Genomic DNA, 12,987 nt, shown 5'->3' with positions numbered 1-12,987 from the left:
GGATCGTCGTTCAGCACTGCCACCAAGTGCACCGTTCCTTTGACGATGCCCTCGGGGGGCCATTGCCGTTCTCCGAGGTGCAGTCCACGGCGTCATCCATCGCACGTTGGACTCGCAGGAACTTCATTAGCAAGTCCGAGTACCAAGCAAAACGGGGTAGAATAGGCGGGATCAAGTCGGGCGAGAAGCGCCGACAGGCGCGCGAGGCCCAGATAACGGAGGTATTCGGATGAGTGCTCGGGACTCCCGGCCACGCTTCGACAAGAATGGCCGGCCACTTACCGCCGCCGAGGCAGCGGAGCTGCTGGGCATGTCCGCGCGAAACGTCCGGCGCCTACGAGCAGAACCGCGCAGTGCGGTGATCGAGCGAGAGGCCGCTCGCAGGGAGCGCGCGGCCGCCCTCCGAGCCGAGGGCAAGTCCTACCGAGAGATAGCCGACGAAATGGGCGTGAGCACGGGCACCGTCGGTCACCTCTTGCATGAGCACCGCAAACAGTCTGAAGCGCCGAGGAAGTGCTCAAGCTCGCCGCTTCAGACTGTTTATGGTGACGACGCCCTCGCCGCACAAGTGCTGGAGCTTCTGCCCACCAGAGGCGTCCACGCCCTGGGGATCGCTTCGGTGACACGGAGCGGTTCTCGAATCGCGACCGTCGGCGCCCCGCTGGCCGCGACATTTGAAATTGGATCAATCAATAAGGGCATCACGGGGATGCTCTATCTCGATGCCATCGAACGCGAAGAGGTTCTTCCGACAACGACGCTCGGTGAACTGTTCGAGCTGCAGGGCTTCGGCGCGGCAGGCATCACGTTAGAAGAGTTGTCCCAGCACAGGTCAGGCCTGCCAGCACAACCGATGGGGATGACAGATATAGCTCGCATCATCATCAGGACGATCCAGGCAAGGAATCCCTTCGACGGGAGGACCCTCGTCCACCTTGTTGAAGATCTGCGCCGTGTGCCGATCGGAGCGAAGGAGCCTGCTTACTCAAATCTGGGGTTTGCGGCCCTCGGCCACGCGCTCGCTGCCGCTGCCGGAATGGACTATGCCGAACTGCTGCGGGAGCGCATTGCGAGACCCCTCGAGCTGGGACGCTTCTACATACCAGCAGAGGGCCAAGCGGCACTGGATGAGCAAGCCGTACAGGGCAAAGACAAAAACGGGCGGCCGCAGCAGGCATGGACCGATCTGCAATATGCGCCTGCCGGTGGTATTCGAACTGACGTGAAGAGCATGGCGAAAGTTGCGCGGGCGCTGTTGACCGGTCTCGCACCGGGCGCCGCCGCTCTTAACCCAGTCGCTGCCTTCTCGACTGACGGGGCAGACCGCGTGGGCGCGGGATGGATGACCTCTCGAATCGAGGGACAAACCATCACCTGGCATAACGGACGTACCGGAGGATTCTCGAGCTGGATCGGCTTTGATCGCGAGCAAGATCACGCGCTCTTCCTCGTCGGAGCCACAACCCTCGCCCTCGACGAGATCGGCGAGACATTGTTGCTGAGCAGCTGACGTGTTCGCACATACACGGTACTGCCGGGGCCTCGGTAGTGCAGTGGGTGCTGTTGCAAAGTTGGGCTAGGGTCGAAAAGCCCAACCTCAAGACATTAGTTGTCCTTGCTCCGGGGTGCTTAAGCTGTCTCGAATATCCGGCTGACGATCACCGCGTCTGGGTTCGGGTGCCCGTAGGCAAACATCGTGCCCTGGCCTTTCCGTAATGAATGCATCGCTTCCATCCCTTTCAACGTCCGGTAGGCAGACGTCCGAGTGTTTAGACCACGTGTTTAGTAACGGTGTGGTGAGTATCGGGTAACGCCCGGGTGGGTATCGAGTAACACCCGGGCGGCCCCGCCCGGGCTCCCCTGGAGAACTCCTGGCGGGGGAGACGTGTTGGGGCTCGTCGGCTACCTCGCGCACCTCCCTGATGAAGTCGGACAACCGGTCAATACGGTGATGCTGCCGGTACCAGATATAGCGATCTGGGCTATCACCCGTGTAGAAGGGGCTGCGGCTGAACCGGTGGGCGAAGTTCGGGTCGTGGTCCAAAAACCCGCCCAGGGTCCGGCTTGTCGCCGCCAGAAGCGCCGTGTTGGGCGATTTCCCGTCCTTGTCCGCGTAGACAGGTTCAATCAGCCAAAAACACTGCGCTTTGCCGCTTAAGCGGTTGATGCCCACCCAGGCCGGCCCGAGACTGCGGGTGACGAGCTGGAGGAGTTTGCCCCGTAACTCCTCGGACAGGTTGATGGGTGGCCTCCCTGACTGCCGGGCTGGGGATACCGGTTGCGGAGATAATAGAGATCAGCGAGCACGGCATGGAGCGCCACCTGATGGTGGAGGACACCCTCGCGTTCCGGGCCATGCGCGACTTCCTGGCGGATCCGCACGGGATCGCGGAGTACATGGCGGACTGGGCGGAAGGGGAGCTAGTGTAGCGTTCGAACGTTCGTGTCGGGGTGGTGTTATACGGTGTGCGCCATGACAGCGACACGCGAACAAGCGGACGAACTTCTCAAGGGCATCGCGGGGCCCCTCGCCTCGCTGCGCGACGACCAGTGGACGGCCATCGATTCCCTTGTCAACCAGCGCAAACGCATGCTGGTGGTGCAACGCACGGGTTGGGGGAAATCGGCGGTGTACTTCATCGCCGCGAAGCTGTTGCGCGAGGCGGGCGAAGGCCCATCCATCATCGTCTCGCCCCTGCTCGCGCTGATGCGCAACCAGGTCGAAGCGGCCGCACGCGCCGGCATCCGGGCGGCCACGATCAACTCCGCAAACATGACGCAGTGGGAGGAGATCCAGGCGGGCGTCGACGACCTGGACCTGCTCCTGATCAGCCCGGAACGCCTCAACGCCCCGGGTTTCCGCGAGGAGGTGCTGCCGCAGCTCGCGCGGTCCGTGGGCATGCTGGTTGTGGACGAGGCCCACTGCATCTCCGACTGGGGGCACGATTTCAGGCCGGATTACCGGCGCATTGCGTTGCTCATCAGCGACCTGCCGGCGAACACCCCCGTCCTCGCCACCACCGCGACGGCGAACGACCGCGTGGTGGCCGACGTGGTCGCTCAGCTCGGGGAGGGCACCGGCGTGCTCCGCGGCGGGCTGGACCGCGAATCCCTGTCACTGAACGTGGTGCGTTTGAGCGACCCCACCCAGCGCGCCGCTTGGATCGCGCAGTACCTGGCGCAGGTGGAAGGCTCCGGCATCATTTACTGCCTCACCGTGGCCGCCGCGCACGACCTGGCGGAGGCGCTGGAGACCGCCGGTTGGAACGTGGCCGCCTACACCGGCCGTACCGAGGCGGAGGAACGCGAGCGCCTCGAGCAGGCGCTGATTAACAACGAGTTGAAAGCCCTGGTGGCCACCTCGGCGCTCGGCATGGGGTTTGACAAGCCGGACCTCGGTTTCGTGGTGCACCTAGGCGCGCCGAGCTCGCCGGTGAGCTACTACCAGCAGATCGGCCGCGCCGGGCGCGCCACCGACCACGCCGAGGTGGTGCTGTTGCCCGGCCCGGAAGACCAGCGCGTGTGGGAGTACTTCGCGTCCGTGTCCATGCCGGAGGAGCCAGTGGTTAAGCAGCTGCTGGGGGCGCTCGGTGAGGAGCCGGTGTCCACCCCGAAGCTGGAAAACGCCGTGGATTTGTCGCGCTCGCGCATCGATCAGGCGCTGAAGGTGCTCGACGTCGACGGCGCGGTGCGCCGCGTCAAAGGCGGCTGGGTTGTCACTGGCGAGCCCTGGGCCTATGACCACAAGCGCTACGACGGCCTGGCGGACGCCCGCGGGCGCGAACAGAACCTCATGCTGGCCTACGAGACCACGGACGCCTGCCGCATGGTGTTTTTGCGCAGCGAGCTGGACGATCCAACGATCGGGCAGGGGGAGCGCTGCGGGCGCTGCGACAACTGCACAGGCAACCACCTACCCACGGACGTGGATCCGGCGCTCGCCGAGCGCATAGACGCCCGCCTGAAAGCCCCCGGTGTGCCACTCAGCCAGCGCAAGATGTGGCCGACGGGCTCCGCCCGACGCGGCAAAATCAAGGGCGTTCAGGCGGGCAAGGCGCTCGGCCGACTCAACGACGTCGCCCGCGGCCCCGCCCTGGCTCAGCTTCTGCGCGACAACGCCTACCGTCCCGCCACGAACTGGCGCGACGACCAGTGGCTCACCCGCTTCGTGGCGGTGCTGGCGGACTGGGACTGGGACACACGCCCTGCGACGGTGATCGCGCTCGGGTCGGCGGATCCGGCGAGGGCGGAGATGGTCGCCTCCACCGCGGAGGCGCTCGCCCGCGTCGGACAGATGTCCTACGGCGGGGCAGTGCGCGCCGGGGAGACCGAGGTTCAGGCGCGTAACTCCGCCTTCCGCGTCAATGCGCTGGACCGGTACTTCGACTACTCGGGGCTCGACGTGGGCGAGGGCCCGGTGTTGCTGCTTGCCGGCGAGGTGGATTCCGGCTGGTCGGTCACCGTTGCCGCAGCCGATATCGCCGAGCGATTCGGTGTGGAGGTGCTACCGCTGACGTTCGCCTCGCGCGCGTGACGTCCTCGCTGCTGTCTGCGCAACGGCCGAGCCGAGCAGGATGAGTAAGCCGAGAGGGATGAGGTACAGAAACAGGTTGATGACCGGCAGCGACATGCCCGCCTGGTACTCCTCCCAAAAGACGTGGCCGGTGGAGCCCAGGCCCACAAGTAGGCAGGCAGTGGCGATCCAGACGGCCACGGTGGTACCGCGCTGCGCGCGGGTTGCGCGGGTGTATGCGGCCGCCCAGCCGACAGAGCCCACGCTTGTCAGAACGACAACGCCGATCCCGATGAGACATGTTGTGGCGTGGGTGAGCCTGTCACCGGCGAGTCCGATCCCCGCGACAAACGCGGCCGGCACGGCTACCACGGAAGCGAGATACGCCCAGAGAATGCTTCGAGGAGACACGGTGAAGAGCATAGGAAAGTGCTCTGGAGGCGTGCTGACGGAAGACGTAAAGCAGTGTGGATAAGTGGTCAGTTATACAGCCTGGGTAGGGGCTAGGTTGTCCACTCGAGTGGACATTTCGTGGTTGTCAAACGCCGTGGTCAACCGAGTTATCCACCTATATCGTCACTATCTACTGGTGTGAAAATATACAGCCTAACCAGGGGTAACGGGTTCTTGTCTAGGGGCTCAAGAAGCTGAATTCACACAAATTCCACACCGCAAACCTCGCCCCTGTGGAAAACTCACCCGCACATTTCCCAATTGTTCACAGCCCCTGTGGATAACTCGGTTTGCGGTTTGCGTTACGGGGTAGTCTCATACACACAGCGAAAGGGGAAACCATGGGTGCAGACGACAGCTTCGACGACTACGTGCCGCCGCCAGAGCCAGCCACGGATTTCGGGGACTTCAGCGACTTCGACTTTGAGGCGTTCCAAGGCAACAATGGCAGCTCGAAGGGGCGCGGCGGGCGGGGCGGCAGCTCGTCGAAAAGCAACCGCTACTCCAACTTCAACCGTGGCAGCAACGAGCTGCAGGAATACCGCACCCCGCCGCACGACGAGCTGGCGGAGCGCTCCGTCATCGGCGCGATGCTGCTCAACCCGGATGTCATCTTGGATGTGGCGGAAAGCCTGCGCCCGGACGACTTCTACTTCCCGGCGCACCAGCTGATCTACCAGGCCATCCTGGACCTGTTCGCGCAGGGCAGCAACGTCGACGTGCTCATTGTCGCGGGGCGGCTGGACCGCATCAACGCGCTCGAGCGCGTCGGCGGCGCGCCGTACCTGCACACGCTGATCTCCGAAGTCCCCACGGCGGCGAACGCGCGCTACTACGCGGAGATCGTCGAGGAAAAGTCTATCCTGCGCCAGCTGGTCAACGCCGGCACGCAGGTGGTGCAGCTCGGCTACGAGGGCGAGGAGGGCATGGAGGTCGACGCGATCGTCGACCACGCCCAGCAGAAGGTCTTCAACATCACCCGCAACCAGTCGGGCGAGGACTACCGCCCGCTGTCGGAACTGCTCAAGCCCACTATTGACGAGCTGACCATGATCGCCTCCGGCGGCGCGCTCGAGGCGGGCGTGCCCACCGGGTTCATCGACCTGGACAAGCTCACCAACGGCCTGCACGCTGGCCAAATGATCATCATCGCGGCGCGTCCCGGTGTGGGTAAATCCACGCTCGCGCTGGACTTCATGCGCTCGTGCTCGATCCACCAGAACAAGACGTCCGTGATCTTCTCGCTGGAGATGAGCGCCTCCGAGATCATCATGCGCATGCTGTCCGCGGAGACGGAGATCAAGCTCTCGGCGATGCGCTCGGGCCAGATGGAGGAGCGTGATTGGGAGAAGCTCACCCACCGCCTCACCGAGATTCAGGACGCGCCGCTGTTTATCGACGACTCGCCGAACCTCACCATGATGGAAATCCGCTCCAAGGCGCGCCGCCTGAAGCAGCAGCACGGCCTGGACCTGATTGTGGTGGACTACCTGCAGCTGATGAGCTCCGGCAAGAAGGTCGAGTCGCGCCAGCAGGAGGTCTCGGAGTTCTCCCGCCACCTGAAGCTGCTCGCCAAAGAGCTCGAGGTGCCGGTGATCGCCATCTCTCAGCTCAACCGTGGCCCGGAGGCCCGCACCGACAAGCGCCCGCAGCTGGCTGACCTGCGTGAGTCAGGCTCGCTGGAGCAGGACGCCGACATGGTGTTTCTGCTCTACCGCCCGGACTCGCAGGACCGCGACGACGAGCGCGCGGGCGAGGCCGACATCATCGTGGCGAAGCACCGCGGCGGCCCGATCGACACCATTCCGGTGGCGCACCAGCTGCACTACTCGCGCTTCGTCAACATGGCGCACGGCTAGTTAACCTGCCCTATGAACAGTTAGGCATGGCTTTCCAACGGTGACACGCTGCGGAAACGCGTTTATGCTTCAACAGCACAACGCAAAAGCTGCAAAGGAGAAAGCCATGACCGTGCGTTCCATGAACGGCCCCGCCGCCTGCGCGAGCACGGTGGCCAAGCTCGACCCGAGCATTACCGTCGCCAAGACGGGGGAGAACACGCTCCTGCTCAACCTGCCGCGCAACATCGAGGAGATCGACAAGGCGACGGAGGACAAGTCGCTGCTGTCGCGCATCACGCGCTTCTTTGCTTAGCGACGGGCTCCGCCTGAACTACGCAATCGCCACCCCACGCTGCTCAGGCAGCGTAAACGCCGCCGCGCAGGCCAGCGCGAAGGCGGCGGCGAACACGCCGAACACCGCCGTCGAGCCGCCGAAGGCGAGCACCGGCGGAACCACAAGCGGCGCGAGAATTGAGCCGATGCGCCCGAACGCCGCGCCCGCGCCCGTTCCGGTGGCGCGAATGGCGGTGGGGTAGAGCTCCGGGCCGATCGCGTACAGCGCGCCCCAGGCTCCGAGGTTGAAGAAGCTGAGCAGGCAGCCCGCGGCGATGATCTGCCACTCGGTGCTGGCCATGCCGTATGCGAACGCTGCGAGCGCCGAGCCTGCGAGGAAGGTCGCGAGGGTGACGCGGCGGCCCCACCGTTCGATGAGCCAGGCGGCTGCTGCGTAACCGGGCAGCTGTGCGAGGGTGATGATCAGCGTGAACGTGAACGAGCGCACCAGCGAAAAACCCTGCTCCACCAGCAGGGACGGGATCCAGATAAACGCGCCGTAGTAGGACAGCGACACGCAGAACCAGATCGTCCAAAATGCGGCGGTGCGCCCGCGCAGCGCCGGGCCCCAGATGCCGCCATCGACGGGGTGTTCCTGGGCTGGCGCGGCAGTGTCGTACTGCGCGGGGTCGGCCTCGGCCTCGAACTCGCGGACGATCTGTTCGGCCTCGTCGTGCCGGCCCACTGATTCGAGGAAGCGCACGGATTCCGGCAGCCCCATGCGTACGTAGATGGCGTACAGTGCGGGCACCGCGCCGAGCGCGAAGCCCCAGCGCCAGCCGTTGTCGCTCTGCGCCACCACGAAAGTGCCGATGACGGCGGCCATGATCCAGCCCACGGCCCAAAACGCCTCCAGGAGCACGACCATGCGGCCCCGCACCTTGCGCGGGGAAAACTCGCTGACCAGTGTGGAGGCTACCGGCAGCTCCGCGCCGAGGCCGAGGCCCACCAGGAAGCGGAACACCATCAGCGACGCCACGGACCACGCTAGTGCTGAGGCGCCCGTGGCCAGCCCGTAGAGCAGAAGTGTTGCGGCGAAGACTTGGCGGCGGCCGATCTTGTCGGCGAGCAGGCCACCCAAACTTGCGCCGATGGCCATGCCGACGAATCCGATCGAGGCGATCCAGCCGGTCGTGGTGTTGTTCAAGTTCCACTGCACTGCCAGCGCGGCGAGGATGAAGGACACCAGGCCGATATCCATCGCGTCGAGGGCCCAGCCGATGCCGGAGCCGACCAGCAGGCGCTTGTGCTTCGGGGTGACCGGCAGGCGGTCCAGGCGCTCAGTACGAGTGAGCTGCGCAGAAGAGTTCATGCGGGGAGTGTAGGACGCGCTCTTCCGCGCGTTGACAGTTTTTATTCACCTGCGCCCGACGACACAGAGTTAAACGCCCGCAGCCGCAGCGAGTTCGACACCACGAACACCGAGCTGAACGCCATCGCGATGCCGGCGAGCATCGGATTGAGGAAGCCCAGCGCGGCCACCGGGATGAGGATGACGTTGTAGGCGAACGCCCAGAACAGGTTGCCCTTGATCGTCTTCAGGGTCTTGCGCGACAACCTGATGGCGTCCGCCGCGGAGGTCAGCGAGTTGCGCATCAGCGCGATGTCCGCGGCCTCGATGGCCACGTCCGTGCCCGCGCCCATGGCCAAGCCCAGGTCCGCCTGGGCGAGTGCGGCGGCGTCGTTGACCCCGTCGCCGACCATGGCCACGCGCTTGCCCTCGGCCTGCAGGCGCTTGACCACCTCCACCTTGTCCTCTGGCAGGACTCCTGCGGTGACGTTGGCCGGGTCGATGCCCACCTCCGCCGCGACGGCCTGGGCTGCGCCGGCGTTGTCGCCAGTGAGCAGGTGAGGTGTCAGCCCCAGCTCCCGCAGCTGCGCCACGGCGTCGGCGGAATCCGCCTTCACGGTGTCGCGCACAGCCACGAGCCCGGCCAGGGCGCCGTCCACCTCAACCGCCACCGGTGTTGCCCCGGCGCGCTCAGCGTCCTCGAAGGCGCTGGCCAGCCTGCCAAGCGGCACGGACGGGCGGCCGACGCGGACCGAGCGGCCGTCGATACGCGCGGACGCTCCCTTGCCCACCTCATTCTGGAAGTTCTCCGAGGCCGGCACCTCGCTGACCTCCTCCACGATCGCGCGGGCGATCGGGTGCTCGGAGCCGGCCTCCACGCCGGCGGCGAGGCGCAGCACCTCGTCGGCGGAGAAGCCGTCAGCTGCGACTACGTCCGCAACCCCCATTTCGCCCGAGGTGATCGTGCCGGTTTTGTCCATGACCACCGTGTCCACCTGGCGGGTGGATTCGAGCACCTCAGGGCCCTTGATCAACAGCCCCAGCTGGGCGCCGCGGCCGGTGCCCACCAGGATCGCGGTCGGGGTGGCAAGGCCCAGCGCGCACGGGCAGGCGATGATCAGCACCGCCACCGCCGCGGTAAACGCGTGGGCAACGCTGTGGCCGACCAGCAGGTGCCCGGCCAGCGTCACCAGCGCAACCAGCACCACAACCGGTACGAAGACCTGCGAGATCTTGTCCACCAGCCGCTCCACCGGCGCCTTGCCGGCCTGGGCGTCGCGCACCAACTTGCCCATCTGCGCGAGCGTGGTCTCGGCGCCGACACGGGTGGCCTCCACCACCAGGCGCCCGGAGGTGTTCAGCGTCGCGCCGGTGACCGCGGAGCCTTCCGAGACCTCCACGGGCACGGACTCGCCGGTGAGCATCGATTCGTCCACCGCCGAGTGCCCGGACACCACGCGACCGTCCGTGGCGATCTTTTCGCCCGGGCGCACGATGAACCTGTCGCCAACCGCCACCTGGGCAATCGGCACGCGCACTTCCTTGCCGCCCCGGATCACGGCGGCGTCCTTGGCGCCCATGTCCAAAAGCTCGCGCAGCGCCTCCGAGGACTGCCCCTTCGCCCGCGTTTCAAACCACCTGCCTAGCAGCAGGAACGTAATCACCACGCACACGGACTCGAGGTAGATCTCGTCCATGCCGGCGTGCGACGGGAAGATGGACATCTCCATGACCATCCCCGGCTCGCCCGCGTTGCCGAAAAACAGCGCCCACACGGACCACAGGTACGCCGCGGACGTGCCCAGCGTGATCAGCGTGTCCATCGTCGCCGCGCCGTGCTTCAGGTTCACCCAGGTCGCGCGGTGAAACACGCTGCCCGCGGCGAAAAACACCAGCGTCGCCGCCGCGAACGCCGCCCACTGCCAGTTGGTGAACTGCAGCGCCGGCACCATGCTCACCAGCATCACCGGCAGCGACACCAGCGCCGCCCAAATCGTGGTGCGTTTCAGCTTTTCGGCTTCCTCCAGGCGGGCATCCTCGAGCTTCTCGCTTGTCGACGCCCCCTTGGCCGCCGCTTCACCCCCGACCGCGTCATCAGTCATTTCAAACGCGTCGTACCCGGCGGAGCGCACTTCGTCGATAAGCAATTGCGACGACGTCTTCGCCGGATCGAATTCGACGGCGGCGGTTTCGGTGGAGTAGTTCACCGTGGCGTCCACGCCGTCGAGCTTGTTCAATTTGCGCTGCACGCGCGAAGAGCACGACGAGCAGGTCATCCCCGTCACGCCCAGCTCGACGTGCTGCAATGCTGTGGGGGTTTCAGTCATAACCCCCACCTTAGGCCTGGTTTAGGCCAGTGTGTAACCGGCTTCCTTCACCGCGGCCGCAATGTCGTCGGTTGAGAAGCCGTCCCCCTCGACAGTGACCGTTCCGGTGGTGTGGTCCGCCTTCACAGCGGTCACGCCCGCGACCTCGGAGATCTCCTCCTGCACGCTCATCTCGCAGTGCCCGCAGGTCATGCCCTCAACGTTGAACTCGCGTCCAGCCATGGTGTGTCCTCCTTATATCTCGATAACGTAGCCGGCGTTTTTCGCCGCCTGCACAATATCCTCGTCGGCAAAGGTGAATCCGACAACGGTGAGGTGCCCGGCCTCGAGGTCCACATCCACCTCGTGGGTGCCGTCCACCAGCGACAGCTCGTCTTTGAGCGAATCGACCGCGACTTCGTCCTTCGGGCCCGAGATCCGGTACGTCTTCGTCATGGCTGCTGCACGCCTCCTGATTTCCACTCGTTCCAGCCCGGCCTGGAATAGCTCGGGCATTGTTAGGGTTGTACCCGTTGCAATCTCTACAACAATAACCAAAAGCTTTAAGGAGTGTACTTTGAGCACGATCGATGTAACCGAGGACACTTTCCAGGACACCGTTACCCAGGACGGCATCGTCTTCGTCGACGCATGGGCAGACTGGTGCGGCCCGTGCAAGCAGTTTGCGCCGACGTACGAGAAGGCCTCTGAGAAGCACACCGACGTCACCTTTGCCAAGCTCGACACCGAGGCGAACCAGCAGCTCGCGTCCGCCCTGGAGATCCAGGCGATCCCGACGCTGATGGCGTTCCGCGACGGCATCCTGATCTACCAGAACGCTGGCGCACTGCCGCCGGCCGCGTTCGACGACCTTGTCCAGCAGGTCAAGGACTTGGACATGGACGACGTCCGCCGCCAGATTGCGGAGCAGAACGCCTCCGAGCAGTAAGCCTTTGTATTCAGCGCCCGCAAGACGGGCGCTTTTTTCATACGTACACTTGCCTCACGACGAATCCCACCACCGGAAGGACACTCCAATGGCGAACCCGTTTAGCAAGGGCTGGAAGTACCTCATGCAGTCGTTCGACACCAAGATCGACCAGAACGCAGACCCGAAGGTGCAGATCCAGCAGGCCGTCGCAGCTGCGAAGGAACAGCACAAGGCAATCTCCGAGCACGCAGCCAACATCATCGGCAACCGCAACCAGCTGCAGATGAAGATGGATCGCCTGATCAAGTCCCAGGAGGACCTGCAGAACAAGGCGCGCACCGCCCTGCAGGCCGCCGAGAAGGCAAACGCGGCCGGCGACGCTGAGAAGTCCCAGCAGTTCAACAACGCCGCTGAGGTCATCGCCACCCAGCTGGTGTCCGTGGAGCAGGAGCTCGAGCAGACCAAGCAGGCCTACGCCGCCGCCGACCACGCCGCCAAGGAAGCGCAGCAGAAGCAGCAGCAGTCCGAGGCGAACCTGAAGGAGCAGCTCTCCCAGGTTTCCCAGCTCGAGTCCCAGCTCAACCAGGCCCGCATGCAGGAGCAGACGGCCAAGACCATGGACTCGATGAACCAGTTCAACGACGACAACGTGCCCACCCTCGACGGTGTGCGCGACAAGATTGAGCGCCGCTACGCCAACGCCCTGGGCCAGCAGGAGCTGATGAAGGACTCCATGACCGACCGCATGGCCGAAATCGAGTCCGGCTCCACCGACGCTGCCGCCGCCAGCCGCCTGGACCAGATCCGCGCGTCCATGTCCGGCGAGCTCGAGGCCGGCTCCGGTGCCGGTGACGATGACGCGGACCGCCAGCTTGAGGCGGGCTCCGGCGAGGGCGAGGGTTCGCAGGGCGAGACCGCCCAGGAAGACGTCTCCGATCCGGCCGCCGAGCAGAAGCCGTCCGGTAGCTCCCGCCGCGTCGCCGCCGATGCCCCGGACGCCGCCAACACCGACGACATCCTCGCCGACGCCGAGAAGTACATGCGCGACGAGGACTAGCCTCTTCAACTAGCAGATCACAAACGGCCGCCTGACAGATTCCGGCGGCCGTTTGTACTGAACTGGGCGTCGAGGGGCCGCCTGACAGATTCCGCCGCGAAATGTCGGGCCGCGTTGGTCGGTGCAGAATAGTTCACTCGCCGGGAGCAGATCGGCTGTGCGGACTTCCTGTGAACCACCGGTTGTCGGGATCGGAGTTCGAGGATGAGTTATCCACCGGAGGTGAGGCAGCGTGGGTTGCGTCCCTTAGTGTGGTGTAACG

The 12,987-nt window shown here is 65.1% G+C and carries 12 protein-coding genes and 2 pseudogenes; 7 read left to right on the top strand and 7 right to left on the bottom strand.

Annotated features, from left to right (window positions below; all coding sequences use genetic code 11):
• Window positions 1-229 precede the first annotated feature (229 nt).
• Window positions 230-1,510, top strand: coding sequence for a serine hydrolase (locus tag HMPREF2791_RS04240; protein WP_083327891.1), 1,281 nt, complete (start codon window positions 230-232; stop codon window positions 1,508-1,510).
• A 119-nt stretch (window positions 1,511-1,629) separates the two neighbouring features.
• On the opposite strand, the pseudogene HMPREF2791_RS11775 reads toward HMPREF2791_RS04240, so the two are convergent.
• Both HMPREF2791_RS11775 and HMPREF2791_RS11535 read right to left on the bottom strand, forming a co-directional pair.
• Window positions 1,630-1,764 (bottom strand): annotated as a pseudogene (locus tag HMPREF2791_RS11775) (IS6 family transposase); the annotation flags it as partial.
• Between the two features lie 220 nt (window positions 1,765-1,984).
• Window positions 1,985-2,173 (bottom strand): annotated as a pseudogene (locus HMPREF2791_RS11535) (replication initiation protein); the annotation flags it as partial.
• Between the two features lie 71 nt (window positions 2,174-2,244).
• Here HMPREF2791_RS11535 and HMPREF2791_RS04230 point away from each other — a divergent pair.
• Window positions 2,245-2,430, top strand: coding sequence for a hypothetical protein (locus HMPREF2791_RS04230; protein ID WP_070844522.1), 186 nt, complete (start codon window positions 2,245-2,247; stop codon window positions 2,428-2,430).
• Between the two features lie 43 nt (window positions 2,431-2,473).
• On the top strand, window positions 2,474-4,534 hold the full coding sequence (locus HMPREF2791_RS04225; protein WP_070844521.1) for a RecQ family ATP-dependent DNA helicase: 2,061 nt from the start codon (window positions 2,474-2,476) through the stop codon (window positions 4,532-4,534).
• On the opposite strand, the gene HMPREF2791_RS04220 is transcribed toward HMPREF2791_RS04225, so the two are convergent.
• Window positions 4,505-4,924, bottom strand: a complete 420-nt coding sequence (locus HMPREF2791_RS04220) for a hypothetical protein (protein ID WP_141764910.1) — start codon at window positions 4,922-4,924, stop codon at window positions 4,505-4,507. The two genes, HMPREF2791_RS04225 and HMPREF2791_RS04220, sit on opposite strands and share 30 nt — an antisense overlap.
• A 383-nt stretch (window positions 4,925-5,307) precedes the next feature.
• Here HMPREF2791_RS04220 and dnaB point away from each other — a divergent pair, with 383 nt between their 5' ends.
• Together dnaB and HMPREF2791_RS04210 are read left to right on the top strand one after the other, a co-directional pair.
• On the top strand, window positions 5,308-6,825 hold the full coding sequence (dnaB, locus tag HMPREF2791_RS04215; protein WP_070844519.1) for a replicative DNA helicase: 1,518 nt from the start codon (window positions 5,308-5,310) through the stop codon (window positions 6,823-6,825).
• 106 nt (window positions 6,826-6,931) lie between these two features.
• Window positions 6,932-7,120, top strand: a complete 189-nt coding sequence (locus tag HMPREF2791_RS04210) for a hypothetical protein (protein WP_070844554.1) — start codon at window positions 6,932-6,934, stop codon at window positions 7,118-7,120.
• 18 nt (window positions 7,121-7,138) lie between these two features.
• Here HMPREF2791_RS04210 and HMPREF2791_RS04205 read toward each other — a convergent pair whose 3' ends face one another.
• The 4 genes from HMPREF2791_RS04205 to HMPREF2791_RS04190 are packed head-to-tail and all read right to left on the bottom strand — an operon-like array spanning window position 7,139 to window position 11,193.
• Entirely contained in the window at window positions 7,139-8,452 is a 1,314-nt protein-coding gene (locus tag HMPREF2791_RS04205) for an MFS transporter (protein ID WP_070844518.1), read from the bottom strand.
• A gap of 41 nt (window positions 8,453-8,493) precedes the next feature.
• Window positions 8,494-10,758, bottom strand: coding sequence for a heavy metal translocating P-type ATPase (locus HMPREF2791_RS04200; RefSeq protein WP_070844517.1), 2,265 nt, complete (start codon window positions 10,756-10,758; stop codon window positions 8,494-8,496).
• Between the two features lie 21 nt (window positions 10,759-10,779).
• On the bottom strand, window positions 10,780-10,980 hold the full coding sequence (locus tag HMPREF2791_RS04195; protein WP_070472157.1) for a heavy-metal-associated domain-containing protein: 201 nt from the start codon (window positions 10,978-10,980) through the stop codon (window positions 10,780-10,782).
• 12 nt (window positions 10,981-10,992) lie between these two features.
• On the bottom strand, window positions 10,993-11,193 hold the full coding sequence (locus HMPREF2791_RS04190; RefSeq protein WP_070472153.1) for a heavy-metal-associated domain-containing protein: 201 nt from the start codon (window positions 11,191-11,193) through the stop codon (window positions 10,993-10,995).
• A 121-nt stretch (window positions 11,194-11,314) separates the two neighbouring features.
• On the opposite strand from HMPREF2791_RS04190, the gene HMPREF2791_RS04185 reads away from it, so the two are divergent.
• Both HMPREF2791_RS04185 and HMPREF2791_RS04180 read left to right on the top strand, forming a co-directional pair.
• Window positions 11,315-11,686 carry a thioredoxin family protein gene (locus HMPREF2791_RS04185; RefSeq protein ID WP_070472151.1) on the top strand — a complete coding sequence of 124 codons (372 nt, stop codon included), beginning with the start codon at window positions 11,315-11,317 and terminating at the stop codon, window positions 11,684-11,686.
• 88 nt (window positions 11,687-11,774) lie between these two features.
• Window positions 11,775-12,725: a PspA/IM30 family protein gene (locus HMPREF2791_RS04180; RefSeq protein WP_070844516.1), complete on the top strand. Its 951-nt coding sequence runs from the start codon at window positions 11,775-11,777 to the stop codon at window positions 12,723-12,725.
• Window positions 12,726-12,987: the final 262 nt, after the last annotated feature.

The organism is Corynebacterium sp. HMSC034A01 (assembly GCF_001838175.1).
In the GTDB taxonomy this organism is placed as follows: domain Bacteria; phylum Actinomycetota; class Actinomycetes; order Mycobacteriales; family Mycobacteriaceae; genus Corynebacterium.
The sequence above is the reverse complement of the archived record's forward strand: the minus strand, read 5'-3'. Positions and strand labels throughout refer to the sequence as shown.

What these genes read in the sequence shown, in the direction of transcription:
- HMPREF2791_RS04195 (WP_070472157.1), bottom strand. Translation starts at nt 10,980, where the DNA reads ATGGCTGGACGCGAGTTCAACGTTGAGGGCATGACCTGCGGGCACTGC.
- HMPREF2791_RS04210 (WP_070844554.1), top strand. Translation starts at nt 6,932, where the DNA reads ATGACCGTGCGTTCCATGAACGGCCCCGCCGCCTGCGCGAGCACGGTG.
- HMPREF2791_RS04240 (WP_083327891.1), top strand. Translation starts at nt 230, where the DNA reads ATGAGTGCTCGGGACTCCCGGCCACGCTTCGACAAGAATGGCCGGCCA.
- HMPREF2791_RS04200 (WP_070844517.1), bottom strand. Translation starts at nt 10,758, where the DNA reads ATGACTGAAACCCCCACAGCATTGCAGCACGTCGAGCTGGGCGTGACG.
- dnaB (WP_070844519.1), top strand. Translation starts at nt 5,308, where the DNA reads ATGGGTGCAGACGACAGCTTCGACGACTACGTGCCGCCGCCAGAGCCA.
- HMPREF2791_RS04205 (WP_070844518.1), bottom strand. Translation starts at nt 8,452, where the DNA reads ATGAACTCTTCTGCGCAGCTCACTCGTACTGAGCGCCTGGACCGCCTG.
- HMPREF2791_RS04190 (WP_070472153.1), bottom strand. Translation starts at nt 11,193, where the DNA reads ATGACGAAGACGTACCGGATCTCGGGCCCGAAGGACGAAGTCGCGGTC.
- HMPREF2791_RS04225 (WP_070844521.1), top strand. Translation starts at nt 2,474, where the DNA reads ATGACAGCGACACGCGAACAAGCGGACGAACTTCTCAAGGGCATCGCG.
- HMPREF2791_RS04180 (WP_070844516.1), top strand. Translation starts at nt 11,775, where the DNA reads ATGGCGAACCCGTTTAGCAAGGGCTGGAAGTACCTCATGCAGTCGTTC.